Genomic DNA, 23,092 nt, shown 5'->3' on the forward strand with positions numbered 1-23,092 from the left:
ACCCACTGTACAAGCGGGGGCTAGATCCACCTGTTGTGGCGGAAGGTCCCGTAGAGCGCCAGCCCCATGGCAATCATCAGGCCAAGGGCGAACGGGTAGCCGAACACCCAGTCGAGCTCCGGCATGGAGCGGAAGTTCATGCCGTAGATGGTTCCCACCAGCGTGGGCGCAAACAGGATGGCCGCCCAGGAGGAAATCCGCTTGACCTGCTCGCTCTGGGCGATGCTGGATTCCGTGAGGCGGCGCATCTCGTCGTTCTGCCGCTGGGCCACGAGCGCGGCGTTCACGGCCAGTGCGTTCTGCAGCAGCACACGGAAGGATGCCACGCGTTCATTGAGCCGGAGCACGTGGTCCAGCACGTCGCGGAAGTGGTCCTGGAGTTCCGGATCGGGCTCCCGCTCCGGCGTCCCGGCCATGAGCACCTGCAGGATCCCTGCCAGCGGGCTGGTGGCGCGCTGGAACATGATGACCTGGCGGGAAAGCTCGTAGATGCGCCGGGAAACCTCCGGGTCCGCCCCGAAGAGGTCGTCCTCGATCTCGTCAATGTCGTTTTCAAGCCCCGCCGCCACGGGTTCGTACTCGTCCACCACCTGGTCCAGGATGCCGTAAAGGACCGCATCCGGGCCCAGGGCCAGGAACTCCGGCATGGCCTCCATCCGCCGGCGCACCTTGGCCAGGTCCGGGGATTCGGCATGCCGCACGGTAACTACGTAGTCGGCGCCGACAAAGACGTGGATCTCGCCGAAGTCCACCTTCTCCACATCATCCAGGTAGCGGGCCGGCCGCAGCACCAGGAAGACGCACTCGCCGTAATGCTCCAGTTTGGCGCGTTGGTGGCCGGCCAGGGCGTCCTCGACGGCGAGCGCGCTGAGGTCGAATTCCTCGGCCACCGACTGCAGTTCCGCGGGGTCCGGCCGGTAGAGGCCGATCCACGCCATCCCCTCGCGCTGGCGGAGCACGAAGTAGGTTTCGTCCAGGCTGCCCGGATCCTCCGTCCGCAGCCCGTCGACGTATACGGCGTTGTCGATGATGGTCACGGCTGGCCTCCTTTGTGTCTGCGTCCTCCTCCGGCAGGTGCACGGCGGTGGTGTCAGGAACCGTCCCCGCCGTCAGGCTGTCCCGGTTTCGCGGCGCCGCATCGCTGCCGCGGCCACGGCGGCAGTAGCCACGGCAATGGCCAGCATCCACCACGCTCCGCTCCAGTCCGTCGTCGAACCACTCGGAACAGGGGTGTGGGTGAACGGCGAGAGGTCGCGGATGGCCTGGTCCAGCCCCAGCATCCCGCCAAAGATGCCCAGCACCACGCCCGCGCCCAGGAATGCCCAGCTGGCAGCGATGGTTGCCGATGGCCACAGGACGAACACCAGCGCCGGGACGGCAAGGTAGATGAACGCCGCGGGAAGCTGGGCTGCGGCGGTCTCCCAGATGGCGCCGGCGTCCATCGAGTCCTCGCCGGCTGCCGCCAGCGAGGCCCAGGCCCCGAACGCCGTCAGGAACATCACCAGGACCACCGAGGCCGCGCCCAGCAGGAGGTAGCTGGCCAGCCAGCGCATCCGGCTGACGGGGGTGGCGAGGAGGAGTTCGGCCGTGCCGGCAGCCTCCTCCTGCCGCATCCTGATGATGGCCTGCAGCGCGCAGGCGGCTGCCAGGATCCCGGCGACCGAAAACATGGCCGACACCATGAGCTGGGTCAGGGACACACCCTGCGCCTGGATCATGGCCCGCAGGGCGGATGTGACACTGCTGTTGACAGTGTCCGCGGCGGCGATGGCGCTGCCGATGGACCCGGCCAGCAGCCCCATCGCCAGCCCGCCGATGCTCCAGCCTATGATCGACCCCGCCTGCAGCCGCAGCGCCAGGGCCGCAGGGCTGTTCAACCCGGGGCGGGCAGCAGCACGGCCGGGAAGCGCGCCCCACACGCTCGCGCCGCTGTCGCGCCGGTTCAGGATGAGCCAGACCGCACCCCCGCAGGCGAGGGCGAGCGCCAGCGGCAGGAGCAGCGGCCACCACCGGTCGCCGGTGTACGCGAACGTCTGCTGGCCCCAGCCGATCGGGGAAAACCAACTGGCGGGCCCCGCTGTGACCACCGTCCCGCCCGGGTCCGGCGTTCCGGTGGCGTCCCCGATGCCCCTCAGGATGTACGCCAGCACGACGAGCGCCGCGGAGAACCCGTTGGCGCCGCGGGATGTGGCCATCAGCTGGGCCACCAGCAGGCCTATACCGAGGAATGCCAGCCCGACGGCGCCCGTGGCGGCTCCCGCAACCAGGGCACCTGTGGGATCAAGCCCCGCCGCCGTGAAGCCTGCGAACACCGCGAGCGCCACGAGGACGTTGGCAGCGGTCCCGTGCAGGATCGTCGCAGCCGCGGGAGTCAGGCGCCCGGCGGGGGTGGATGCCACCAGTTCCGCGGCGCCGGTTTCCTCGTCGGCCCGGGCATGCCGCACAGCGAGGAAGGTGCTCATCAGGCCTGCCAGCAGTGCGAGGAAGGAGTAGATCTGGAAGAAGGTGAAGGCGCCGACGCCCGCCCCGCGCGCCAGGCCGCGGAGCATCAGGATCGCGGGTGTGGCAACCGCTATCTGCAGGAGCTCCGCCCGGCTGGATTCGTCGCCGTAGGTCTGTTGGATCGCCGTTGCCGAGAACAGGGCGAGGGCGCCGATGCCCGGCACCCAGATGGCCAGCTGCCAGCGGTCACGCCGCAGCCGCTGGCTCCACAGGATCCGGAGCTCGCGCACCTCAGCCACGGCCCCTCGCGCCGAGCAGGTGCCGCCGCCGGGCGTGCTGGGCAGGCCCGTTCTCCGCAGTCTCCGCGTTGGCCTGCACCGAGGTGTCACCATAGTGGCGCAGGAACAGCTCCTCCAGGGACGGCGGCGTGATGGTCAGCCCCTGGACGCCCAGGGCTCCCAGGGCCGGAAGCACCTCCGCAATACGGTCCGAGTCGGCACCAAACCTGACCCTGCCGCCGTCGGCCGTCAGGTCATGCACAGCGCCCAGCTGAGCCAGGGAACCGGTGTCCAGCCCGTCCGCTGCGAAGGAAACCTCCGTGCGCGTGAGGTGGCGCAGCGAGTCCAGCGTGCCGCCGTCCACGATCCTGCCGGCGCGGATGATGCTGACGCGGTGGCAGAGCACTTCCACCTCGGAGAGGATGTGGCTGGACAGGAGCACCGTTGCACCGCGTCCGACGGCGGCCAGCGCCTCCCGCCGGAACACCGCCTCCATGAGCGGGTCAAGGCCGCTCGTGGGCTCGTCAAAGAGGTAGAGCTCGGCGTCCGTCACCAGGGCCGCGATCAGCGCCACCTTCTGGCGGTTGCCCTTGGAGTAGGCGCGGCCCTTCTTTCCAGGGTCGAAGTCGAACGCTTCACAGAGACGGTCCTTGCGCTCCCGGTAGCTGCGGGAGTCGGAGGTGCCGCCGCGGAGGCGGGAGAGGAGGTCGATGGTCTCGCCGCCGGACAGGTTGGGCCAGAGCCGGACGTCGCCGGGGACATAGGCGAGGCGGCGGTGCAGCTCTACCGACTGTGTCCACGGGTCGAGGCCCAGGACGGTGGCCGTGCCGGAGGTGGCCTTGGCCAGGCCCAGCAGGACGCGGAGGGTGGTTGACTTGCCCGCACCGTTGGGGCCAAGGAACCCGTGGATCTCGCCGCGCTGGACCTCCAGGTTGAGTCCGTCGAGGGCCCGCACCCGGCCAAAATGCTTGTGCAATTCAACAGTGTGGATGATGGCTTCCATAGTCCGGACACTACTCAGATTCATCCGTTTGTGAAGGGCCGAAAGTCGGCCCTTGGAGGGTGCCGCGCAGCCCTTCCAGTGGCCCTTTCAGCTGCGCAGCCCTTCCAATCCATATCCATATGGATATACAATCGCGGCATGGCACGGGCGGCAACAACAGCGGACGCGTTCAACGCGGTGGCGGAACCCCGCCGGCGCGAAATCCTGGACGCCCTGGCCGCCGGCGAACGGCCGGTCAGCGAGATCGTTGACCTGCTCGGCCTGGCCCAGCCGCACGTGTCCCGGCACCTGCGGGTCCTTCGCGAGGTGGGCGCCGTCGTGGTCCGCGACGAAGGGCGGCAGCGGGTGTACCGGCTGAACCCGCAGGCGCTGAAGCCTATCCACGACTGGGTTTCGGGCTACCAGCATCTCTGGAACGAGCGCTTCGAGCTGCTCGATGACGTTCTCGAGGATCTTCAACAGGAAGACACGCAAGAATAAGGGAGCAGGGCAATGGCACCAACAAACACCTTGGACATCAGCTTCCCCACCGACGAGGAAATCCTCATCACACGCACGGTCAACGCACCCCGGCATCTCGTCTACAAGGCCTGGACCACGCCGGAACTGGTCAGGAGGTGGTGGCCCGGCCGGCGCGGCGGGATGACCGTGGCGGACATGGACTTCCGTGTGGGCGGGGCCTGGCGGTACGTCATGGTGGCGCACGGCGAATTCGAGGTGGCCTTCCACGGGACGTACCGGGAGATCGTCCCGAACGAGCGGATTGTCCACACCGAGGTGATGGAGACGCCGGGAACGCGGCCGGACAGCGAGGAGGGTGCCGTGGTCACCACGGTCACCTTTGAGGAGGCCGACGGCGGCGCGACCGTGGTGCGCATCCGCACCAACGCGGGCAGCAAGGAAGTCCGGGACATGATCGCGCAGTCCGGCATGGAGGGCGGCGTGCGGGAACAGTTCGAGATCATCGAGGAGCTGGCGGCTGCGCTCGGCTGACCCCCGCCCCTTCCCAACTAGGTAGCGCTAAGTGTCGTTCTGGAGCGTCAAAACGACACTTAGCGCTACCTACTTGGGAGGGAGGCAACCCGCACTCCTGATCCTGTAACAGTTGTTACACTTCATGGTGTGACTTCCCTTGAACAAGCGCCCTGGCTGGTGATGCTCGTGCAGGTACCCTCGGAGCCTTCGCGGCACCGGGTGGCGGTCTGGCGTGAACTCCGGCGCTTCGGCGCGGTCCCCGTCGGGCAGGGCGCCTGGACGGCGCCCGACGTGCCCGCCTGCCGCGAAGGCGCGAAGAAGGCCAAGGAGCTGGCCGCCGCCGGAAACGGCGAGGTGCTCCTGCTCACCACCGCGCCGGCCGACGACGACGCCGCCAGGCTGCGTGAACTCTTCACCGCTGCACGCGCGGAGGAGTGGGCGGAATTCGTTGCCGACTGCGGCAAGTTCACCGACGAAATCGCGAAGGAAATCGCCAAGCGGAAGTTCACGCTGGCCGAGCTTGAGGAGGAGGAGCAGAGTCTGGACCGGCTGCGCCGCTGGTTCCGCGCCCTCCGGACCAAGGACGTCTTCGGCAGCCCGGCTTCGGCGGGTGCCGAGCGGAAGCTCGGTGACTGCGCCGCAGCCCTGGACGGTTTTGCCGCCCTCGTCTACGGCGAGGTGCACTCGTGACTGCCGCCCGCACCGCTGCAGCCAAGGCCGCCAGCGTCTCCGCGCCCCTTTATGCCGCCGGGTTCGTGACGGCATTCGGCGCCCACAGCATCGCGGCGGGCCTGGGCGCGCACAGCGGGAACATCGGCCTGACGCTGCTCAACCTGGGCATCCTCCTCGCCCTGTACGACGTTTCCGAGGTCTTCCTCAAGCCGGTCTTCGGCGCCCTGAGCGACAGGATCGGCGCCAAACCCGTCATCGTCGGCGGGCTGCTCGCCTTTGCCGCACTGTCCCTGATCGGGCTCTGGGCGGCGGACCCGCTGATGCTGGCCCTGGCGCGGCTCGGCCAGGGCGCGGCGGCATCCGCGTTCTCGCCGGCGTCGTCCGCCATGGTGGCCCGGCTGGCACGGGGCGGGAAAGCGGGCACGTACTTCGGCAGGTACGGGTCGTGGAAAAGCCTGGGCTACATCATCGGGCCGCTGCTGGGCGCGGGCCTGATCTGGGCCGGCGGCTTCGCCCTGCTTTTCGGCACCCTGTCCGTGCTCGCGGCAGCCACGGCAGTCTGGGTCCTGCTGGCCGTGCCGCACCTTGAACCCCTGCCCCGCCAGCGGTACACCGTGCTGGACCTCGCACGGCAGGTGGGCGAACGGCGCTTCCTCGTTCCCACGCTGGTCCTGGCGGCATCGACGGCGGCGCTCGGAGCCGCCGTCGGATTCCTCCCGGCGCTGGCCACGAGGCACGGCCTGGACGCCGTCGCCGGCACCGCCGCGGTCAGCCTCCTGGCGCTCGGCTCCGTCCTGACCCAGCCGCGGATCGGCCGGCTGCGGGACCGGAACCGCATCACCGACAACAAGGGCACGACGGCGGGGCTCCTCCTCATCGCGGCGGGCGTCGGCGTGCTCGCGGCCGCCCCGGGCCCGGTCACCATCTTCCTTGCCGCTGCGGCAATCGGGGTCGGCGTTGGGGCGGCCACGCCGCTGGGTTTCGCGCACCTGGCGGACACCACCCCGCCCGAGCGCATGGGCCGCACCATGGGCTCCGCCGAACTCGGGCGCGAACTCGGCGACGCCGGCGGGCCGCTGCTGGTAGGGGGCGTGGCCACGCTGACCGCCCTGCCCTTCGGACTCGGCGCCCTCGCGCTGTTGATAGCAGCGGCCAGCCTCCCCCGCCTCGCCCCGGCCGGCCCGCCCCCGCCCAACTAGGTAGCGCAGTTGGGTGACGCCGGCTCCCAGCTTTCTGTGACACCCTTAAACCGATGACTTTCCAACGGCAGGCACCCTGCAGGACACCGGCCCGACCCGCGCCGGGGTCGGGCTTCCTGTTCGTGCTTGCCACCCTGGCCTGCGTGGCCGGACTGATCGCCACCTACTACTACTTCGTGCAGACCACCACCGGCCAGTTCATCGATGAGTCGGCGCTGGTGGAGGCCGTGGGCATCCACGGCCCGGCGGGCAAGGCGAGCACACGGTTCCTGGACCTGCTGCCCACCATCTCACTGGTGATGGCCGCCGTCGTGGTTTTGTTTGTCACGGTGATCCGTAAGCACTGGACGGAGGCCGGGATCGCCGTGGCCGCGTGCGTCGGGGCGAACATCGCCACCCAGGTGCTGAAGGACCTGCTCCCGGCCCGTCCGGACAAGGGTGTGGTGACGCTGGAGCTGAACTCGCTGCCGTCCGGGCACACCACGCTGGCGGCGTCGGCTGCGGCCGCGGTCTTCCTCATGGCCTCCCCCCGGTGGCGTCCGATGGCCGGTTTTGTGGGCGGCACCTTCGCCATAGCCTCCGGGGTCTCCACGCTGATCAACCAGTGGCACCGGCCGGCGGACGTGGTGGCCGCGTTCCTGCTGGTGGGCGCGTTCATGATTCCGGCGGGGTGGCTCATCATGCGGCGCGGGTCCTGGAATGAGTGGGACGGGTTCGGCAGGCACATCGGCTCGGCACGGCTCTGGCTGACGCTGCCGGTTGCGATCGGGCTGGTGTCCGCGGCGGTGGCGGTGTACTCGCTGGCCCGCATCGCGCCCGGCCCCTGGCAGGAGGCCAGCACCACGAACTATTTCTGGGCCGGGATTGCGCTGATCGTGATCGCCGGGTACCTGGCCACCGTCGCCACCACCTCACTGTTCGCGTATGCCGCACGACGGCGGGACCCGCCAGGGCGCTGACGGTCGCTTCTGACCCCGGCTGGGTGAATGTTGACCGTTTCTTGAGGAATTTCCGGCCCCTTTTTTGATACAGCCCGTGGATACTTGCTGGTGCTTGGCCGGGGATTTCGACCACATTGGTGCTCTTTGACCCCGCCCATCGGTCTCCTGGCGTCGTTTTGAAGTGGGCGCCGCCAGGTATCCCGCGTCCCGGCGCCGTATGCCCCCCAAGGCGGCGCCGGGACTTCCGGCCGCCTACCCCGTGCCGAGTGTGGTGCAGCCCGACGGGGTCAGGGATACTGTCGGTATGAACCGGGAGGCGCGGTCATGAGGGTCCTGATCGTCGACGACGAAGTGGTGCTGGCCGAAACGGTTCGGCGCGGGCTGCGCAATGAGGGGTTCGTCGTGGACCTGGCACACGACGGCGTCAGCGGCCTGCGGGCTGCGGTGGAGAACCCCTATGACGTGATCTTGCTGGACCTGATGCTGCCCCTGAAGAACGGCTACGACGTACTCAGGGGAATCCGGGAACACCGGATCTGGACGCCGGTCCTGATGCTGACGGCAAAAGACGGTGAGTACGACCAGACCGACGCCTTCGATCTTGGCGCGGACGACTACCTTACAAAGCCCTTCAGCTTCCTGGTGCTGGTGGCCCGCATCCGGGCCCTGGCGCGCCGCGGCGCCCCCGAGCGGCCTGTGGTCCTCGCCCTCGGGAGCCTGAACCTGGATTCCGTGAGCCGCAGTGTCCGCCGCGGAGACACCCCCATCGGGCTCACCGCCAAGGAATACGCGCTGCTGTATTACCTGATGCGCCGGCACGGCCAGGTGGTGTCCAAGTCCGAAATCCTGGACAACGTCTGGGGTTCCGACTTCGAGGGAGGGGGCAACGTCGTCGAGGTGTATATGGGCTACCTGAGGCGGAAAATCGATACGCCTTTCGGGCTGCACACCCTGACCACCATCCGGGGAATGGGGTACATGCTCACCCCCGACCGCCCTGCCGCAGCGGTTTCCCCGGCCCTTTCAGCGGAGTGAGCGGCTGGGCCAAGGCCTTCTCGGCGGACTCAGCCCTGGTGGCCTGGGCGGGAAATGCCAGCTCGAACCGGCAGCCGCCGTCGGGAGCTTCCGTGCACAGGATCCGGCCGCCGTGGGCGCTGACGATCGCGGACGTGATGGCCAAACCCAGTCCGCTGCCGCCGCTTTCGCGTGACCGGCTTTCGTCAAGCCGGACAAAGCGTTCAAAGATCCGCTCTCGTTCGGCAACGGGCACCGGCGGGCCGTCGTCGTCGATGGTGAGCAGCACGCCGTCCGGCGAGTTGCGCACCTGGATGCCGATCCGGGCCCGCGCGTACCGCTCCGCGTTGTCCAGGACATTCCTGATGGCCCGGCCGAGGCTCCGGACATCACCGGTGATCCGGGCCGGTTCAAGCCTGGCCTCGATCTCGTGCCTGCTGGTGCAGCGCAGGCGGCGGACTTCGTCGTTGAGGACGTCGTCCAGGTCCACGTCCGCCGCCTCCAGGCGCAGGCCCTGGTCATCGGCCTTGGCCAGGGTCAGCAGGTCCTGGACCAGGTAGCGCATCCGGGCCGTTTCCCCGGCCACAACCTCCTTGGTCTCCTCCCACATGGCCCCGGACGGATCGGCAGCTGCGATCTCCACCGCGGCGCTGAGGGTTGCCAGCGGGCTGCGCAGTTCGTGGCTCGCATCGGAAACGAAGCGCCGCTGTTCCCGGTCCGAGGCCTCCAGCCGGTCCAGCATCATGTTCATCGTCTGCGCCAAGGCCTGGATCTCGTCGGACGTCCGGGGCACCCCCACCCGGCCGTCCAGGCTCCGGGCGTTAATGCCCGCAACCTGGTCGCGGATCTGCTCAACCTGCCGCAGTGACCGTCCCACGAGGATCCAGACCCCGAAGCCCACACCTGCCAGGAGGAGTGGCGCGGCGCCAAGGATGAACCATGCCACGGTGGCCACGGTCTCCGCCTGCACTGTTACCGTGGCGGCAACGGCTACGGTGTACACCTTCCCGTCCTCGCCGACGCCCGTGGCCGCAACGAGCAGGTCATCATCGAACAGGCTCTGCTGCACGGAGACATTCTCGAACAGCGTTTGTTTGGCTTCCGGCCGCAGCGCCGTAATGGGCCTGGTAGCCGCGGCGGGGACCGACGCCGCCAGGACAGCTCCGTTGGGGTCCAGGATCTGGATGTACTGGCCCGGACGCGCCGCAGACCTGACGTAGTTGGCCGCTTCCTCGAGGTCCTGTTCCGCGATGTGGGCCACCACATCCTCGGCTTGGAGCCGGGTGAGCCTTTCGGTGGACGCCAGCAGGGCCCTCTGCAGCAGCAGCAGGAGAATCAGTCCGCCGACGAGCATCGCGGCCGCCACAAAGGCGACCGCCGTAGCCGTTGCCCGCTTGCGCACCCCCCAGCGTCGGGTGCGCGTTTTCCCGAAGCGGGGGCGCCGCTTTTCGGCATCCATGAACCAAGGATGCGTCCCGCTGCCGCCTGTGACAAACCCTCCCGGCAACTGTTTTTGATTCCCTTGTCCAGGCTGTGCCCCTGCTGAGGCAAACTGAGCCCTGGCTGAGATTTGCCCGGCGGAATTTGTGGGCGCAGAAGCCTTGGCAGCACACTGGTTTTATCGATCAGGATCTGCTGGGGGCCACACAACAGGAGACCGTCATGGGCCGGAAAATTCTATTGATCACAGGCGTTGCTGCCGCGGCAGCCGCCATCACCGGAGCGTCCGTCGCCACTGCCGGCACCGCCCCGGGCGACGACCAGCCGTTGACCGGAAGCGCCCTGCAGCAGGCCAGCGATGCGGCCATTGCCCGCACGGGTCCCGGCACCGTTATCAGCGCCGAGACTGACAACGACCCCAATACTTCCTACGAAGTGAACGTTCAGTTGAACAACGGCAACCGGGTGGAAGTGGAACTCGACAGCTCGTTCCGGGTGGTCTCGGAGGGCCGGGACGACGATTCAGGGCAGCCGCTGAGCGCTGCAGACCGCGACAGGGCAGGACAAGCCGCACTGGCGAACGTGGGCAAGGGCCGGATCGGGGACGTCGAAAGGGAGAATGAAGGCGGCGCCGCCTACGAGGCGGAAATCATTCTTGACGACGGCTCCGAAGTTGACGTTGAACTGGGAGCAGACTTCCAGGTCCTGCGCACGGGCGCGCCTGAACGCGACTGATCCGCGGGCCAGGCAAAGCGTGCCGGGCGGGGAGGCGTCAGATGAGGATACCGCCGAGGATTCACTTCCTCGCCCTGGCAATGGACAGCGGGTTCCTGGCCGCGGGCTTGCTGGCCGGGCCCGAGGCCACAGGTACTGCCCTCATCCTGGTTTCGATTGGACTCGGAGCGTATGCGAGGTTCGGGCGCCCCGCACCTGCAGTCAGACGGAAACACCCGGCCGGCCCGGCTCGTACAGGTCAATGATCGGCAGATGCCCGTCGGTGCGGATGGCATCGCCGCCGCCGTTGCGGTGGTGGTAGCCGCTGGAGTAGTTGAGGATGACGTGCACGGACTGCACGGCCTCGGCTGCCTGCAGCGTGGCGATGATGAAGTCGCGTTCCTCGTCCGTACGGTCGGCAATTTTGTGCGTGATCTGGAACGTGAACAGGGACAGTCCCACGCTCCTGTCGTACGTGCCGGCCCCCACCCAGTCCACGGACAGGCCTCCGGGCAGCATCCAACCGGGCGGGCACTTCCAGAACCGGACATGGTGCCGCTTGCGCGGGTTCCCGTCGATCTCGCGCTGGAACGCCAGGTCCTGCCTGTTGCCGAAGACGTACAGGGAACTTACCGGGGCGGCGGGATAGCTGCGGCCCAGGACGGTGGACACCAGGGTGTGCCAGGCGGTCGCCGGGGTGATGGGATCCGCCTCCACCCAGCCGGCGGAAAGCATGGCCCGCCGCAGCTCTTCCTCCGTCCCCACTACGGCGAGATTGACGGGATCGCCCAGCACGCCGTCGCCCGTCCTTGCCCGGCCGATGAAGTAGTCCGGGATGTACAGGCTGCTCAGGATCTTGTGGACGCGCGGCAGCAGCGCATAGGCCAGGATCAGCCAGACGGGCAGGAACACCCACGCCTGCTCAGGGCCGCGGGAAAGCCTGGCGAGCAGGAAAAAGTACACCGCCCAGCCGACGGCGACGGTGACCGCCAGGTACAGCAGCCGCTGCAGCACCGCCAGGACTGTGGCCCACCTGCTCTGCCGGCGCTCCACGGCGCTGCTGGAACGGGAGTGGTCAGGTTCGTCCGGAACCGCCCGCGCGGACCCCGCGTCGGAGGACCCCGCATGCGGGTCCCCGACATCCGGATTTTCCAGCCCGGGGGTCACGGCTCGTCGGGGTTCAGCTGCTCAACGATGATCCGCGCCGTCTGGGGATCACCCAAAATCCGGAAGTGCCCTGCGGTGGGCAGCTCGATGTTGGTGGCGCCCGGAAGGACGCTGCCCTCCGGAATGTGCGGATCGAACGGGCCGTAGATGGACGTGATCCGGCTGTTGATCGCCTCCTCGCGGGCCAGTTCGAGGGTCAGGGGGTGCCGGGGCGAAAAGATGCGCAGGCTCGGCAGCAGCATGTACCTGGCATAGCGCGAACCGGAGAACGGCGTGCAGACCGTGACCATCCTGTCGATCCGCTGCTCAGGGTCCAGCATCAGCATGGCGTACTTTCCGATTAGGCCGCCCTTGCTGTGCGCCACGATCGCGGCGTCCCGCAGCCCCGCTTCCTCCAGGTGCTGCGCCACCATCCGGGCCGCCGCGGGGACGTCCAGCTGGTTCCGCTGCAGCACCGTGACCACGTGGACGGGATGGCCGGCGTCGTGGATGGACTGGATGAGCGGCATCATGAACTGCCAGTTTTCGTATACACCGGGGATGATCAGCACCGGCCGCCGGTGGCCCTGGTGGAAGGACCCGGGCTGGACGCGCGACAACATGCCGCGGACCTGCCATCCCGCGGCATATAGGTAGTCCTGCAGCCACCAGACACCTTTTTGCAGCGCACTGATCCTCATGGGCGTGCCCGGTTCACTCATCTGTCGAGGATATCCCGCGCTCCCGCCGGTCAGTAGTTGCGGCGGTGCTTCAGGCGCGGAATCACGACGGCGAACACGGCCGCCGCCGCGAACCCCAGTATGCCGGTGGCTGAGATCCCCGCGCCAAGGGTGGCAAGGGCAGTCACCCCGGAGAGCAGCACGGGCCCGGCGGTGGAACCGGCGTCGGCCATGAACCGCCACAGCCCAAGGAACTGCCCGCGGCCCCGGTCCGGCGAGAAGTCGGCGCCCAGAGTCATCACCAGGCCCGAACTGATGCCGTTGCCGAACCCGATCAGCAGCGCCGCCAGCAGCAGCCCCGCAAAGGAGCCGGTCAGCGGAATCACCAGCAGGGCCGCGCCCATCAGCAGCGTGGACGGGACGGCGACGAACTGCCGGCCCTTCCGGTCCATGAGCTTGCCGGCGGGATAGAACACCAGCATGTCGATCGCGCCGGAGAGCCCGTAGATCAGTGAAGCTGAGGTGGCATCCAGGCCCAGGTTGTCCGCCCACAGCGGGATGACCACCTGCCGGGAGGAGCGGAGGGCGCTGAGCAGCAGGATCCCCACCCCCAGCGAAAGGAACACGCCTGCGTGGGACGCCGCAACGCTCCGGAGGGTGGGCTCCGGACCCTTGTGGCCGCCGTCGGGCCCTGGCGCAACGGCCAGGTCCGGGATGGTGAGGGACAGCAGCGCGGCTCCCGCCATGGCCACCACGCCCACCCAGTAGGCACCGCTGATCCCGGCGAACTGCATCACCGCCGCGCCCAGGAACGGGCCGATGAACACGCCGATGCGGTTCACCCCGCCCAGCGTGGACAGCGCCCGGGCCCGGAATTCCACGGGCACGGCCTCGGTGAGGTACTTCTGCCGGGCCAGGCCGAACACGGCCCCGGACATCCCGACGACGGCCATCGCCACTGCGAGCAGCCACAGCCCGTTGGGGACCACGGAAGTCAGCCCGGCCGCCGCGAGCGCGAGCCCGGCGGCGACGGCGGCAGCCACGATGGACCAGCGCTCACCGAACTTGAGGGTCACCAGGGAGGCGGGCAGGTTGAAGAACCAGGACCCCACGCCGATCAGCGTGACGACCAGGGCCGCGACGGCCACCGAAGCGCCGAGGTCGCGGGCGGAGAGGGCCACCACGGGCAGGATGGCTCCCGTGCCGATCCCGTAGAGCAGCGTGGGCCCGAAAGCAGCCACCGCCATGCCGCGCAGGCTGAAGGGCTGGGGGTCGTCCGGGGAAGTCATCAGATTTATCCTATGACCGCGCCCGGCACGCCCTTCCCCGGCACGCCGCCGGCCTGCGCCCCGAGGCCCGGGCTCAGTGCGCAGGGACTGTCCGTGCGCACCGAACCCGGGCCTCGGGGCGCAGCGCGGTACAACGCCAAGTCGACTATCCCCAGCGCCGGGAGACTACTGGCGGGCCCGCTCTCCGAAGCCTGCCAGCGACCTGAACATGGCCACGATTTCCACCACCATGCCGATGATGGAGCCCACGATGCCCAGCACCAGCAGGACCCGCACCACCACGGGCCAGCCGGACCAGCTGTCCCCAAAGTCGAAGGGAAAGACCTCCAGCATCCGGAGGGTGGCCGCAAGTCCGATGCCCAGGACCGCCAGGTTCCCCAGGGCCATGACGCCCCGGTTGCGGATCACCACGAAGATGAGGTTGGCGATGATGCCCGCGGTCAGGGACGCGTTGATCATTCCGAGCACACGTTCAATGTCCGCCGTCAGGAAGGGCACAACCTTCCAGCCCGGCCAGATGTTGATCCCCCACAGCAGCACGGCGTTAACCAGCACGGAGCCAATGTTGCCGCCGCGGGTGGTCACGGTCTTGTCCGCCATAGTGACTCCCAAAGCGAGTGGACGGCCGGAATGATTGGGCGCGCCGCCTGCCAACATCGTTCCCACGGGAAACCCCGGCCGGAAGTGCCAAAAGGCCCGTAAATGTAGCAATTCGGGGGTCACAAATGCCCCGCGGAGGAGTAGCGTTCGCTTTATGGGGCGCTGTTCCGCGCCCATGCCAACGGGGAGGTCATTCGATGGGTGAAGTGTGGATCCGCACGCTCGGCAACGGGCTGGTCCGGGCAGACAGAGTCACCGAAATTTCATCCACCAGGGGGTCCTTGCACGAGGACCAGGGGTATTCACTGAAAGTCATTGTGGACGGCAAGGGCCATGTGCTGATTGACGACGCCGACCTGCAGGGCACGCTGGCGGAGCGGCTGGAGTACGCCCGGCACGTGGAGGACGCCCTGCTGCTCGCCATGGACGAGGCACGGGACAGCGACGCCGCTGTCGTCATTTCCTATGAGCCCGAGCGCGAGCGCTGGTCCGCCGCACCGGTCACGGTGTTAGCCGGAAGGCTTGCCGAACCGGTGGGCTGAGCCTGGTGCCTTTCGCCGCGGACGACGCCGGGCGGCGGCTGGGGTGCCGCCCGCTGCGGTGTGGCGGCCGCTTGCGCCTGCACGGGTTCACCGGTCCGCGCCGGCAGGCCCGTTATGCTCGTGCGCGTGAAGCAAAGCGCCCAGAGCGCAAGCACCAGCACCACCACGGCCACCCAGGGCAGGTCCGGCCACGCCAGCATGAACGGCACGGCCACGGCCACCGCCGTCACGATCAGCAGATACCACGTGACGTACCACCAGGGGTTGGCCGGCAGGTTCCGGGTGGGATCGCTGGACTGCCGGAAGGACGGCTTGCGCAGCCGCTGCAGCCGGTCGTGCAGCACTCCCCACACCGGCCCGTTCAGGAGTCCCACCAGCACGCCGGCGAACACGGCGGTTGTCACAGCTAGCACGCCCAGGTCCTGCCAGTGCGCCCAGTGGTAGGTCGGGCCGGAGCACAGCCAGGCGGACCACCAGGGATCCCCGGCGGCGCCGGGCGGGCCGCACTGGACCAGGTTCCGCGTCCAGTCCAGGGAACCGAGCCACGCCAGCGCAGCAGGAGCGCTCAAAGCTGAGGTGATGACGGCGAGAAGCCGCGTCACGCCCAGGCTCTTCACCATGACGCGGTGCGGGCGGAGCCGCCGGTCGCCGTCGAGCATCCTGAACGCCAGCCCGGCAGTGTCCGGTGGCGGCGGGTCCAGGACCAGCCGCGCCAGCGGGTCCAGCACCTCAACGCGGTTCTTGGAGTAGACAATGTGGTCGTAGATCAGGGCGGACCTGTTGTACACGGGATGTTCCTCGGGGCCCGGACCGCCGTCGCCCCCGGTGTCCCGGGCGTAGATCTTGCCGAAGACCGGCAGCGGGCCGTTGGCGTGCGTGGAGATGGGCCCGGCGGGCACAAAGTCGAACTTCCCCCACACGTTGATCCACCGGGGGCGCCGGGGGTTGGCCAGCCAGTCCGTCACCGGGTCCTCCCCCGTCCCGCCGCCCCACTGCGCGTAGCCCAGCAGGTCCAGCCCGCTGCCCACGCTGACAAAGTTGGTGGCGCGGGCCTGGTTCTGGAACAGGACCTGCCCGGTGATCGCCGCGCCCTGGCTGTGCGCCACCACGGTCACCTCCGTGCCCGGGCTGTGGTCCCAGCGCTGGAGCGTGTCCACTACCCGCTGCCGCATGGCCGCGGCCTGCAGGGGCTTGCGCTTCCACACCTGGGGATCGCCCAGGAAGTCCGCGAACAGGGAGACGAGCTTCCCCACCCAACGGCCCGGCCCCGGAATCCAAGCCAGGATGATGATCAGCAGCAGCACCACCAGTACCGCAAGCAGGATGAAGAACCCGGCGAACGCGGCCAGCGACGTGAGGACCAGCTGCCGCAGCCAGGCGCCGAGCCACCGGATGTCCTTCCGCCGGCCGGGATGGAGGTTCCACTTGATCAGCTGCACGGACCGCATGTACACGCGCAGGGCCGTGCGCAGCGCCCACGAGTAGGTTGAAGCGGCCGACGCCGGCTCGAAGTCCCTGCCCCAGGACGCCTCGGTCATGAGCACAGTCAGGTAGTCCGGTTCGTGGCCGTCAACGCCGCGGAGGACCTTGACCAGCACCTCCGGCGCGTCGCCCACCGCGTTGGCCTTGGTGATCACCAGGTGCGGATGCGCGGTGTGCGGCACCATGTCCAGGGAGAGATCGTGCAGGCTCAGCATCAGCGGCTGGGCCCACTCCTGCAGGGTGCCGCCCTTGAGGGCCCGGCCCATGCCGTGGACGAACACCACCACGTGGTCCGGCAGGGCCGGTTGCCCGGGGCGCCCGGGCCCGTTCGCGGCCTCCACGCCCTCGGCGGCGCCATGGCCGCCACGGCTTGCGCGCTTGTCCATGGCTAAATGATCCACCCGCGCCAACTGACGGGGGAAGGGAAAGCGCGGAAACCGGATCCTGGTTCCGCACTGCGGTCCGGACGTTCCCCGGGGTGGAGGCGGGCGCTCAGCGGCCGGACGGCGGCGGCCCGGATGCCGGGGTTTCCGGCGCCGGCTGGGCGTCTGCCTGGCAGCCGGTGCAGCAGGCAGCGTCTTCTTCCACAGGGCCGTTACCGTCATTGGCGTGCAGGACAGGGCAGCACGCCTCACCCCGCCAGGCGTCGATGCCTTCACGGACGGCGATGCCGGCGATGACCAGGGCGGCCCCGGCATCGGCCCACCACCAGCCCAATGCACTGTTCAGGACCAGGCCAACCAGCAGCACGGCCGAGAGGTACGTGCAGAGCAGCGTCTGCTTGGAATCGGCCACGGCGGTCCTGGAGCCCAGTTCCCGCCCGGCGCGGCGCTGCGCCCAGGACAGGACAGGCATGACCGCCAGGCTCAAGGCTGCGATTGCGATTCCCGGCGCCGAGTGCCGGGCTTCTCCCCCGCCCGTGAGTGACCGGACCGCGTCCATGCTCACGAACGCGGCCAGGGCAAAGAAGGAAATGGCAATGATCCGCAGGGTCAGGTGCTCGCGCCGCTCCGGATCCTTGGCGGTGAACTGCCAGGACAGCGCGAGGGCGGATGCCACCTCTATGACCGAGTCCAGGCCGAAGCCCACCAGCGCCGAGGAGTCCGCGGTCCCGCCGGCCCAGAGCGCCACCACGGCTTCGATGACGTTATAGCTGATGGTGGTGGCCGCGAACAGCCGGATCCTCCGGCTCAACACCGCGCGGCGTTCCGGGGTTGGTGTGCGGAGCAGCGTCATGCCACGCACTCCCCGTCCGGGGCGCAGCAGGCCGGGTCCACGGCAAGGACAACGCCGATCAGGTCCTTGATGGCGTGGCCAAGCCTGGCGTCCGCGAGTTCGTAGCGGCTCCGCCGCCCGTCCTGGACAGCAACCACCAGTCCACAGCCGCGCAGGCAGGCCAGGTGGTTGGATATGCTCTGCCGCGAGACGCCCAGGGCGTCCGCCAAATCCGAGGGATAAGCAGGCGCTTCCGAGAGGGCCAGGAGAATCCGCGCTCGGGTGGCATCCGACACCGCATAACCGAACCTGGACAGCACGGAGGCCTGGGTGAGCAATTCCATGAACTCAAAGTACATCCACAGATGTATTCAGGCAAGCGTGTACTAACGGCCGGAGGTTACTCCGCCTTTACCCGTTACCTTTGCCCTTGCCCTTCTCGGCGTCCTTCTTGGCATCCTCGAGCTGCTTTTCAGCCTCCTTTTGGGCGTCCTCGTGGTCCTCAGCGGCCGTTGGTTCCGCGGAGGGGGCGGGCTGCGGCTCCGCCGCCTGCTGCGCCGCCTCGAGTTCAGCCCTGATCTTGCTGATCGCAGCCTCCGCGCGCGCCTTCCGTTCGGCCGACATCAGGCCCTTTTCCGCTGCGGTTGCCACGTCCTGGTCCAGCTGTTGAAGCTCGGCGAGCGCCGCCGGAAAGTCCTGCTGCGCGGCGAGCTGCTTAGCCGAGGCCACCCGGGCCTGCAGGCCTTCCGCCGTTCCTGCATCCAGCTCCGACGCACCGGCGCAGGACGTCAACAGCACAAGCCCCAGGCAGGCGGCCAGGATCCGGACTGCGTGTTTTGTCCGGCTCATGGCGTGACGCTCTCTTCCAGTTCCTTGAAGTGCTCGCCCAGCGGTCCGGTGATGACCGGTTGGGGTGTTTCCACTGGGGCCGGGGAGGGGCGTTGGATGGCGGCCAGCAGGACTGCCGCGAGGACCAGCACAAGAACGGCGACGGCGGCAAGGACCCAGGGCCGGCGGCCTCCCATTGTGCCGGGTTTCTTCCACGGACGCCGTGCGATTGATGGCCCGCGGGCCGGCGCTTCAGGAATTCCTGCCCCGGCTTCAGCGATGCCTGGCCGGGGAGCCCGCTGCCATGACGTCGCGTTGGTTGCTTCGCTGCCGGAAAGGGAAGGAATCCTGGGACCCCGGGTACCTGCCGGCCCTGCGGGCCCGGAGTTCCCCGACGGTTCGGGCGCACTTCCTCTCCGTTGGGGAGCAAGGACGCGGGTGGGCTGCGGAAGGGCTGCGGTGGCGGCCGTTGCCCCGCCGCCTGCATCGGCCAGCCCGCCCCAGTCTCCGGCCGTACCGAATTCTGCGGCCACGGCCGAGGCCTCCGGCCGTGCCCGGGGGTCCCGTGCAGTCATGGCGGCGAGAAGCGGCACCCAGCGCGGGCCCAGGGAAGCGGGAATATCCGGGTCCCGCGAGAGCCTGGCCACTGCGGCCTCAAGCGGCGGCCCGGGGAATGCCACCTTCCCGGTCAGCGCCTCAAGCAGCACAAGCCCCAGCGCATAGATGTCCGCCGGCGGTCCAACCTGCTCCCCGCTGGCCTGCTCCGGACTCAAGTAGGCCGCCGTCCCCGGAACCATGTTGGTGGCGGTGACCCGGGCGCCGTCGAGCATCCGTGCGATGCCGAAGTCCGCCAGCTTGGGGCGCAGGGGGGAATCCGCCGTGTAACGGGTCAAGAGGATGTTGGCGGGTTTGATGTCGCGATGGACCACGCCCCGGTGGTGGATGTACTGCAGCGCCCCCGCGAGCTCGGCGCCCAGCCGGGCCACCTCAGCGCCGGGCAGCGGGCCCGAAGCCAGGTGCCCGCGCAGGTCCACGCCGCTGACCAGTTCCATCACCAGGAACGGCACCTCCCGCCCGCCGCTCAGCAGGGTTCCGGTGTCGAAGAGCGTGACCAGGCCAGGGTGGTTCAGCCCGGCCAGCATCCGGGCTTCTGCCTGCTGCCTGCGCAGTTCGTCCGGATCGGTGACGTCGGCACGGAAGACCTTAAGCGCCACTTCCCTGCCTAGCACCACGTCGGTTCCCCGGTAGACGCTCCCCATGCCGCCGTCGCCAATTACCTGGCCAACCCTGTAGCGTTCGCCCAGGATCGTCCCGGCCATACCCGTCTGCGTTTCTTCCACCATGCGGCCCCTTGCCTTCAGTCCACCCATCACTCTAGCCAAGCCACCATGTGCGCAGGGGGAACGATCGCGCAGGGGGAACAATAGAGCCATGGCACGAGGTAATCTGCGCATCTTTCTTGGGGCTGCGCCCGGGGCAGGCAAGACGTTTGCGTTGCTGGAAGAAGGCCGCAGGCTGGCCGGGGAGGGCTTCGACGTCGTCGTCGGCGCGGTCGCTGCCAAAGGCCGTGCCGACAATGAGGAGATGCTGGAGGGCCTGGAGCTGTGCCCGAAACCGGCGACCGAGGGCCTGGAAGGCGGGCTGGACGTCCAGGCCGTCAAGGACCGGGCGCCGGACATTGTCCTGGTGGACGACTACGCCGCCGCCTCGGGCGGTGTGCACCGGTGGGAGCAGGTGGACGCCCTGCTCGACGCCGGGATCAACGTCATCTCCACCCTGGACATCAGGAACCTGGAATCCCTCTCCGACGCGGTCCGGGAGGTCACGGGAGAGCAGGAATCACTCACTGTCCCGGACACCGTGGTGCGGGGCGCCGGCCAGATCGAACTGGTGGACGCCTCGCCTGAGCTGCTGCGCCAGCGGCTTGCCGACGGAAAGATCTACGGCACCCGGGAAGAAGCCGACGCCGCGCTTGCCGGCGTTTTCCGCATCGGCACGCTTGCCGCCCTGCGGGAGCTCGCCCTGTTGTGGCTGGCTGAGCGCGTGGACGCAGACCTGTCCGACTACAAGGAATTGAAGAGGGTCCGGGAGAGCTGGCCGGCCCGGGAAAAGATCGCCGTCGGGGTGGGCGGGAAGAGCCGCGACCAGGTCCTGGTCCGCCGTGCCGCAAGGATGCTCGCCGCGGCCACCGGCGGGGAGCTCCACGTAATCCACGTCCGTACCGGCACGGAGGGACCCGGAGAGGCCGGCAAGGACCTGGAGATGCTGCGCAGGCTCACGGCGGAATTCGGCGGCGTATTCCACGCCATCGGCGGGCGGGACGTCGGGCAGGCCCTGGTGGACTTCGCCCGGAGCATCAACGCCACCCAGATCATGGTGGGGGCCCCCTCGCGCCGGTCCGCTTTCCGGGGCCGGAGCGGGGTGGCAGCCGGTGTGCTGAGGGATGCGGGCGCCATGGATGTCCACCTCATCAACCACCTTCCCGGCCCCTCCGGCGGCCAGAGGCGGACGCCTCCCCGGCTGGGCCGGCGCCGGGAGATCCCCGCGTTTGCCCTGGCGGTGGGGCTTCCCCCTGCCCTGCAGTTCATCCTGGACCTCCTCCCCCACAACCAGCTGTCAACGGACATGCTGGTCCACCTGACCGGCATTGTGGGCGTCGCCCTGCTCGGGGGGCTTTGGCCGGCCGTGGCGGCGGCCGTCCTCGCAGGGCTCATCGTCAACTACTTCAGTGTCCGGCCGGTCGGGTCCCTGTCAGTCCTCGATCCGGAAAACGTCCTGGCGCTGCTCATCTTTGTCCTGGTGGCGGTGGCCGTCTCGCTGGTGGTGGACCGCTCGGCCAAGCTCAGCAAGGAAGCACACATAGCCGGCGCGGAGGCCGCCGTCCTGGGCGAACTGAGCCGCCGGGCCGTCGCCGAGGGCAACAGCATCCCCGCCTTCCTGGACCAGGTCAGGGAACATTTCCAGGTGAAGGGTGCCGGGCTGTGGGCCAGGCGCGGGACAGGCAGGTCCGCGGTCTGGGAGCTCCAGAAATTCTCCGGTGAACCCCGCCCCGCTGAAGTATCGGAGGCGGACACGGTGGAGCAGCTGGACGGGGACAGGATGCTCACCCTGACGGGAAGGGAACTCTCGCAGGACGAAAGGCGGCTGCTGGCCGCCTTTGGCGCGCACCTGCTGGCCATGGTGCAGCGCGAGGAACTCTCCGCCAGCCAGCGGGAAAACCTGCGCCTGGCCGAGGGCAACACCATGCGGACCTCCATCCTGCGGGCGGTGTCCCATGACCTGCGCACCCCCCTGGCCGGCATCAAGCTGGCCTCCAGCAGCCTGCGGGACAAGAGCATCACCTTCGGGCCCGAGGAACAGGAAGAACTCCTGGCCACCATCGAGTACGGCGCGGACAGGCTGGACCGGCTGGTCAGCAACCTCCTGGACATGTCCAGGATCACGGCCGATTCGGTGGCGCCCCTCATCCGCCCGGTCTACTGGGTGGATGTGGTGGGCGAGGCACTGCGGGGAACGGACTCGGAGCGCCTCCGGGTGCTGCTGCCGGACAACATGCCCCCCGTAGATGCGGACCCGGGGATGCTGGAGCGCGTCATCGCCAACCTCGTGGAGAACGCACTCAAGTACGCCCCGGATTCCGATGTGGTGATAGCCGGAGCGGTGGGAGGTGCGGGCAGTGCGAGAATTGGGGATGTTCCTGCCAGTGAGCTCACCGTGGTTGATCACGGCTCGGGCATCCCCGCCGATGAGGTCCTGGCCATGTTCCGGCCCTTCCAGCGCGCGGATGACACCACTCCGGGGACGGGGATCGGCCTTGGCCTGGCTGTCGCTAAGGGGTTCACCGAGGCCATGGGCGGGGTCCTTCTGGCTGAACCCACTCCTGGCGGGGGCCTGACCATGGTGGTCCGGCTGCCGCTCTCCACCGGCGCCGCGCCGGAACCCGGCATAAGGGGGCATCATGGCAACAGTCCTGATTGTTGACGACGAGGTCCAGATCCTCCGTGCGCTCCAGATCAACCTGAACGCCAGGGGCTATTCCACCGTGACCGCGTTCACCGGCCAGAGCGCGCTGGAGCAGGCTGCGCAGCACCCGGTGGACATCATCATCCTGGACCTGGGGCTTCCCGACCTGGACGGCGTCGAAGTCATCCGCCGCCTCAGGCGTTGGAACAAAGTGCCCATCCTGGTCCTCTCGGCACGGCACGGCTCCGAGGACAAGATCCTGGCCCTGGACGCCGGCGCGGATGACTACGTAACCAAGCCGTTCGGGATGGATGAACTCCTTGCCCGGCTCCGCGCCGCCCTGCGCCGCGGGGCCCCGGGGGACGCCCCGGTTGTGAAGACGGATGTGTTCACTGTTAATCTGCCCGCCAAACAGGTGACCCGCCGCGGAGTGCCTGTGCGGCTGACGCCCACCGAGTGGAACATCCTGGAACTGCTGGTCAGGAACAGCGGCGCCCTGGTCACCCACGAGGACATCCTTACCCGGGTGTGGGGCCCGGGTTACGCGGACGAGACCGCCTACCTGCGGGTCTACCTGGCACAGCTGCGGCGAAAGCTTGAACTGGACCCGGCCAACCCCCGGCACCTGCTCACTGAAACCGGCCTGGGGTACCGCTTCCAGGAGTGACC

At 68.7% G+C, this 23,092-nt stretch carries 23 protein-coding genes; 10 read left to right on the forward strand and 13 right to left on the reverse strand.

Going from position 1 to position 23,092, the window contains the following annotated elements:
• Positions 1 to 20: 20 nt before the first annotated feature.
• From SMD14_RS15330 to SMD14_RS15340, 3 genes are all read right to left on the reverse strand, one after another.
• Complete coding sequence (locus SMD14_RS15330; protein ID WP_321214176.1) at positions 21 to 1,037, reverse strand: magnesium and cobalt transport protein CorA; 1,017 nt, start codon at positions 1,035 to 1,037, stop codon at positions 21 to 23.
• 72 nt (positions 1,038 to 1,109) lie between these two features.
• Positions 1,110 to 2,741: an ABC transporter permease subunit gene (locus SMD14_RS15335; RefSeq protein WP_321214177.1), complete on the reverse strand. Its 1,632-nt coding sequence runs from the start codon at positions 2,739 to 2,741 to the stop codon at positions 1,110 to 1,112.
• Positions 2,734 to 3,723, reverse strand: a complete 990-nt coding sequence (locus tag SMD14_RS15340; RefSeq protein WP_321214178.1) for an ABC transporter ATP-binding protein — start codon at positions 3,721 to 3,723, stop codon at positions 2,734 to 2,736. The genes SMD14_RS15335 and SMD14_RS15340 overlap by 8 nt, the downstream gene beginning before the upstream one ends.
• 138 nt (positions 3,724 to 3,861) lie before the next feature.
• On the opposite strand from SMD14_RS15340, the gene SMD14_RS15345 reads away from it, so the two are divergent.
• The 6 genes from SMD14_RS15345 to SMD14_RS15370 all read left to right on the forward strand — a co-directional run bounded on the left by SMD14_RS15345 (position 3,862) and on the right by SMD14_RS15370 (position 8,545).
• Positions 3,862 to 4,203, forward strand: a complete 342-nt coding sequence (locus tag SMD14_RS15345; protein ID WP_157241502.1) for a helix-turn-helix transcriptional regulator — start codon at positions 3,862 to 3,864, stop codon at positions 4,201 to 4,203.
• A gap of 12 nt (positions 4,204 to 4,215) precedes the next feature.
• Positions 4,216 to 4,716 (forward strand): SRPBCC family protein, encoded by a 501-nt coding sequence (locus SMD14_RS15350; RefSeq protein ID WP_321214179.1) that lies wholly within the window; start codon positions 4,216 to 4,218, stop codon positions 4,714 to 4,716.
• A gap of 129 nt (positions 4,717 to 4,845) precedes the next feature.
• A complete protein-coding gene (locus tag SMD14_RS15355; protein ID WP_321214180.1) occupies positions 4,846 to 5,388 on the forward strand; it encodes a Chromate resistance protein ChrB in 543 nt (180 codons plus the stop codon).
• Positions 5,385 to 6,569, forward strand: a complete 1,185-nt coding sequence (locus SMD14_RS15360) for an MFS transporter (protein WP_321214181.1) — start codon at positions 5,385 to 5,387, stop codon at positions 6,567 to 6,569. Before SMD14_RS15355 ends, SMD14_RS15360 begins: the two co-directional genes overlap by 4 nt.
• A 53-nt stretch (positions 6,570 to 6,622) precedes the next feature.
• On the forward strand, positions 6,623 to 7,528 hold the full coding sequence (locus tag SMD14_RS15365; protein ID WP_321214182.1) for a phosphatase PAP2 family protein: 906 nt from the start codon (positions 6,623 to 6,625) through the stop codon (positions 7,526 to 7,528).
• A 306-nt stretch (positions 7,529 to 7,834) separates the two neighbouring features.
• Positions 7,835 to 8,545, forward strand: coding sequence for a response regulator transcription factor (locus SMD14_RS15370; protein WP_157241499.1), 711 nt, complete (start codon positions 7,835 to 7,837; stop codon positions 8,543 to 8,545).
• Here SMD14_RS15370 and SMD14_RS15375 read toward each other — a convergent pair.
• A complete protein-coding gene (locus SMD14_RS15375) occupies positions 8,493 to 9,983 on the reverse strand; it encodes an ATP-binding protein (RefSeq protein ID WP_321214183.1) in 1,491 nt (496 codons plus the stop codon). The genes SMD14_RS15370 and SMD14_RS15375 overlap by 53 nt on opposite strands.
• A gap of 203 nt (positions 9,984 to 10,186) precedes the next feature.
• On the opposite strand from SMD14_RS15375, the gene SMD14_RS15380 reads away from it, so the two are divergent.
• Positions 10,187 to 10,699 (forward strand): PepSY domain-containing protein, encoded by a 513-nt coding sequence (locus SMD14_RS15380; protein ID WP_157241497.1) that lies wholly within the window; start codon positions 10,187 to 10,189, stop codon positions 10,697 to 10,699.
• Between the two features lie 201 nt (positions 10,700 to 10,900).
• Here the strand turns inward: SMD14_RS15380 and SMD14_RS15385 are convergent, their stop codons facing one another.
• The 4 genes from SMD14_RS15385 to SMD14_RS15400 form a co-directional block, all read right to left on the reverse strand.
• Entirely contained in the window at positions 10,901 to 11,845 is a 945-nt protein-coding gene (locus SMD14_RS15385; RefSeq protein ID WP_321214184.1) for an LssY C-terminal domain-containing protein, read from the reverse strand.
• Entirely contained in the window at positions 11,842 to 12,546 is a 705-nt protein-coding gene (locus SMD14_RS15390; protein ID WP_321214185.1) for an alpha/beta hydrolase, read from the reverse strand. The genes SMD14_RS15385 and SMD14_RS15390 overlap by 4 nt, the downstream gene beginning before the upstream one ends.
• Before the next feature lie 29 nt (positions 12,547 to 12,575).
• Positions 12,576 to 13,793: an MFS transporter gene (locus SMD14_RS15395; protein WP_157241494.1), complete on the reverse strand. Its 1,218-nt coding sequence runs from the start codon at positions 13,791 to 13,793 to the stop codon at positions 12,576 to 12,578.
• 165 nt (positions 13,794 to 13,958) lie between these two features.
• Entirely contained in the window at positions 13,959 to 14,393 is a 435-nt protein-coding gene (locus SMD14_RS15400; RefSeq protein ID WP_321214186.1) for a hypothetical protein, read from the reverse strand.
• 197 nt (positions 14,394 to 14,590) lie between these two features.
• Here SMD14_RS15400 and SMD14_RS15405 point away from each other — a divergent pair, with 197 nt between their 5' ends.
• Complete coding sequence (locus SMD14_RS15405; protein ID WP_104998767.1) at positions 14,591 to 14,935, forward strand: hypothetical protein; 345 nt, start codon at positions 14,591 to 14,593, stop codon at positions 14,933 to 14,935.
• Here the strand turns inward: SMD14_RS15405 and SMD14_RS15410 are convergent.
• The 5 genes from SMD14_RS15410 to SMD14_RS15430 all read right to left on the reverse strand — a co-directional run bounded on the left by SMD14_RS15410 (position 14,857) and on the right by SMD14_RS15430 (position 19,803).
• Positions 14,857 to 16,803, reverse strand: a complete 1,947-nt coding sequence (locus SMD14_RS15410; protein ID WP_321214187.1) for a hypothetical protein — start codon at positions 16,801 to 16,803, stop codon at positions 14,857 to 14,859. The two genes, SMD14_RS15405 and SMD14_RS15410, sit on opposite strands and share 79 nt — an antisense overlap.
• 106 nt (positions 16,804 to 16,909) lie before the next feature.
• Positions 16,910 to 17,653 (reverse strand): cation transporter, encoded by a 744-nt coding sequence (locus SMD14_RS15415; protein WP_321214188.1) that lies wholly within the window; start codon positions 17,651 to 17,653, stop codon positions 16,910 to 16,912.
• Entirely contained in the window at positions 17,650 to 17,976 is a 327-nt protein-coding gene (locus SMD14_RS15420) for a metalloregulator ArsR/SmtB family transcription factor (RefSeq protein ID WP_321214189.1), read from the reverse strand. Before SMD14_RS15420 ends, SMD14_RS15415 begins: the two co-directional genes overlap by 4 nt.
• Before the next feature lie 67 nt (positions 17,977 to 18,043).
• On the reverse strand, positions 18,044 to 18,481 hold the full coding sequence (locus SMD14_RS15425) for a hypothetical protein (protein WP_321214190.1): 438 nt from the start codon (positions 18,479 to 18,481) through the stop codon (positions 18,044 to 18,046).
• Positions 18,478 to 19,803 (reverse strand): protein kinase domain-containing protein, encoded by a 1,326-nt coding sequence (locus SMD14_RS15430; protein WP_321214191.1) that lies wholly within the window; start codon positions 19,801 to 19,803, stop codon positions 18,478 to 18,480. Before SMD14_RS15430 ends, SMD14_RS15425 begins: the two co-directional genes overlap by 4 nt.
• 88 nt (positions 19,804 to 19,891) lie before the next feature.
• Between SMD14_RS15430 and SMD14_RS15435 the strand changes: the two genes are divergently transcribed.
• Positions 19,892 to 22,441 carry a DUF4118 domain-containing protein gene (locus tag SMD14_RS15435; RefSeq protein ID WP_321214192.1) on the forward strand — a complete coding sequence of 850 codons (2,550 nt, stop codon included), beginning with the start codon at positions 19,892 to 19,894 and terminating at the stop codon, positions 22,439 to 22,441.
• On the forward strand, positions 22,419 to 23,090 hold the full coding sequence (locus SMD14_RS15440) for a response regulator (RefSeq protein WP_157241488.1): 672 nt from the start codon (positions 22,419 to 22,421) through the stop codon (positions 23,088 to 23,090). The genes SMD14_RS15435 and SMD14_RS15440 overlap by 23 nt, the downstream gene beginning before the upstream one ends.
• The last annotated feature ends 2 nt before the right edge of the window (positions 23,091 to 23,092 follow it).

Source organism: Pseudarthrobacter oxydans, from assembly GCF_034258515.1.
Taxonomy (GTDB): Bacteria; Actinomycetota; Actinomycetes; order Actinomycetales; family Micrococcaceae; genus Arthrobacter.

What these genes read in the sequence shown, in the direction of transcription:
- SMD14_RS15340 (WP_321214178.1), bottom strand. Translation starts at nt 3,723, where the DNA reads ATGGAAGCCATCATCCACACTGTTGAATTGCACAAGCATTTTGGCCGG.
- SMD14_RS15345 (WP_157241502.1), top strand. Translation starts at nt 3,862, where the DNA reads ATGGCACGGGCGGCAACAACAGCGGACGCGTTCAACGCGGTGGCGGAA.
- SMD14_RS15350 (WP_321214179.1), top strand. Translation starts at nt 4,216, where the DNA reads ATGGCACCAACAAACACCTTGGACATCAGCTTCCCCACCGACGAGGAA.
- SMD14_RS15365 (WP_321214182.1), top strand. Translation starts at nt 6,623, where the DNA reads ATGACTTTCCAACGGCAGGCACCCTGCAGGACACCGGCCCGACCCGCG.
- SMD14_RS15370 (WP_157241499.1), top strand. Translation starts at nt 7,835, where the DNA reads ATGAGGGTCCTGATCGTCGACGACGAAGTGGTGCTGGCCGAAACGGTT.
- SMD14_RS15375 (WP_321214183.1), bottom strand. Translation starts at nt 9,983, where the DNA reads ATGGATGCCGAAAAGCGGCGCCCCCGCTTCGGGAAAACGCGCACCCGA.
- SMD14_RS15380 (WP_157241497.1), top strand. Translation starts at nt 10,187, where the DNA reads ATGGGCCGGAAAATTCTATTGATCACAGGCGTTGCTGCCGCGGCAGCC.
- SMD14_RS15390 (WP_321214185.1), bottom strand. Translation starts at nt 12,546, where the DNA reads ATGAGTGAACCGGGCACGCCCATGAGGATCAGTGCGCTGCAAAAAGGT.
- SMD14_RS15395 (WP_157241494.1), bottom strand. Translation starts at nt 13,793, where the DNA reads ATGACTTCCCCGGACGACCCCCAGCCCTTCAGCCTGCGCGGCATGGCG.
- SMD14_RS15400 (WP_321214186.1), bottom strand. Translation starts at nt 14,393, where the DNA reads ATGGCGGACAAGACCGTGACCACCCGCGGCGGCAACATTGGCTCCGTG.
- SMD14_RS15405 (WP_104998767.1), top strand. Translation starts at nt 14,591, where the DNA reads ATGGGTGAAGTGTGGATCCGCACGCTCGGCAACGGGCTGGTCCGGGCA.
- SMD14_RS15410 (WP_321214187.1), bottom strand. Translation starts at nt 16,803, where the DNA reads ATGGACAAGCGCGCAAGCCGTGGCGGCCATGGCGCCGCCGAGGGCGTG.
- SMD14_RS15415 (WP_321214188.1), bottom strand. Translation starts at nt 17,653, where the DNA reads ATGACGCTGCTCCGCACACCAACCCCGGAACGCCGCGCGGTGTTGAGC.
- SMD14_RS15420 (WP_321214189.1), bottom strand. Translation starts at nt 17,976, where the DNA reads ATGGAATTGCTCACCCAGGCCTCCGTGCTGTCCAGGTTCGGTTATGCG.
- SMD14_RS15425 (WP_321214190.1), bottom strand. Translation starts at nt 18,481, where the DNA reads ATGAGCCGGACAAAACACGCAGTCCGGATCCTGGCCGCCTGCCTGGGG.
- SMD14_RS15430 (WP_321214191.1), bottom strand. Translation starts at nt 19,803, where the DNA reads ATGGTGGAAGAAACGCAGACGGGTATGGCCGGGACGATCCTGGGCGAA.
- SMD14_RS15435 (WP_321214192.1), top strand. Translation starts at nt 19,892, where the DNA reads ATGGCACGAGGTAATCTGCGCATCTTTCTTGGGGCTGCGCCCGGGGCA.
- SMD14_RS15440 (WP_157241488.1), top strand. Translation starts at nt 22,419, where the DNA reads ATGGCAACAGTCCTGATTGTTGACGACGAGGTCCAGATCCTCCGTGCG.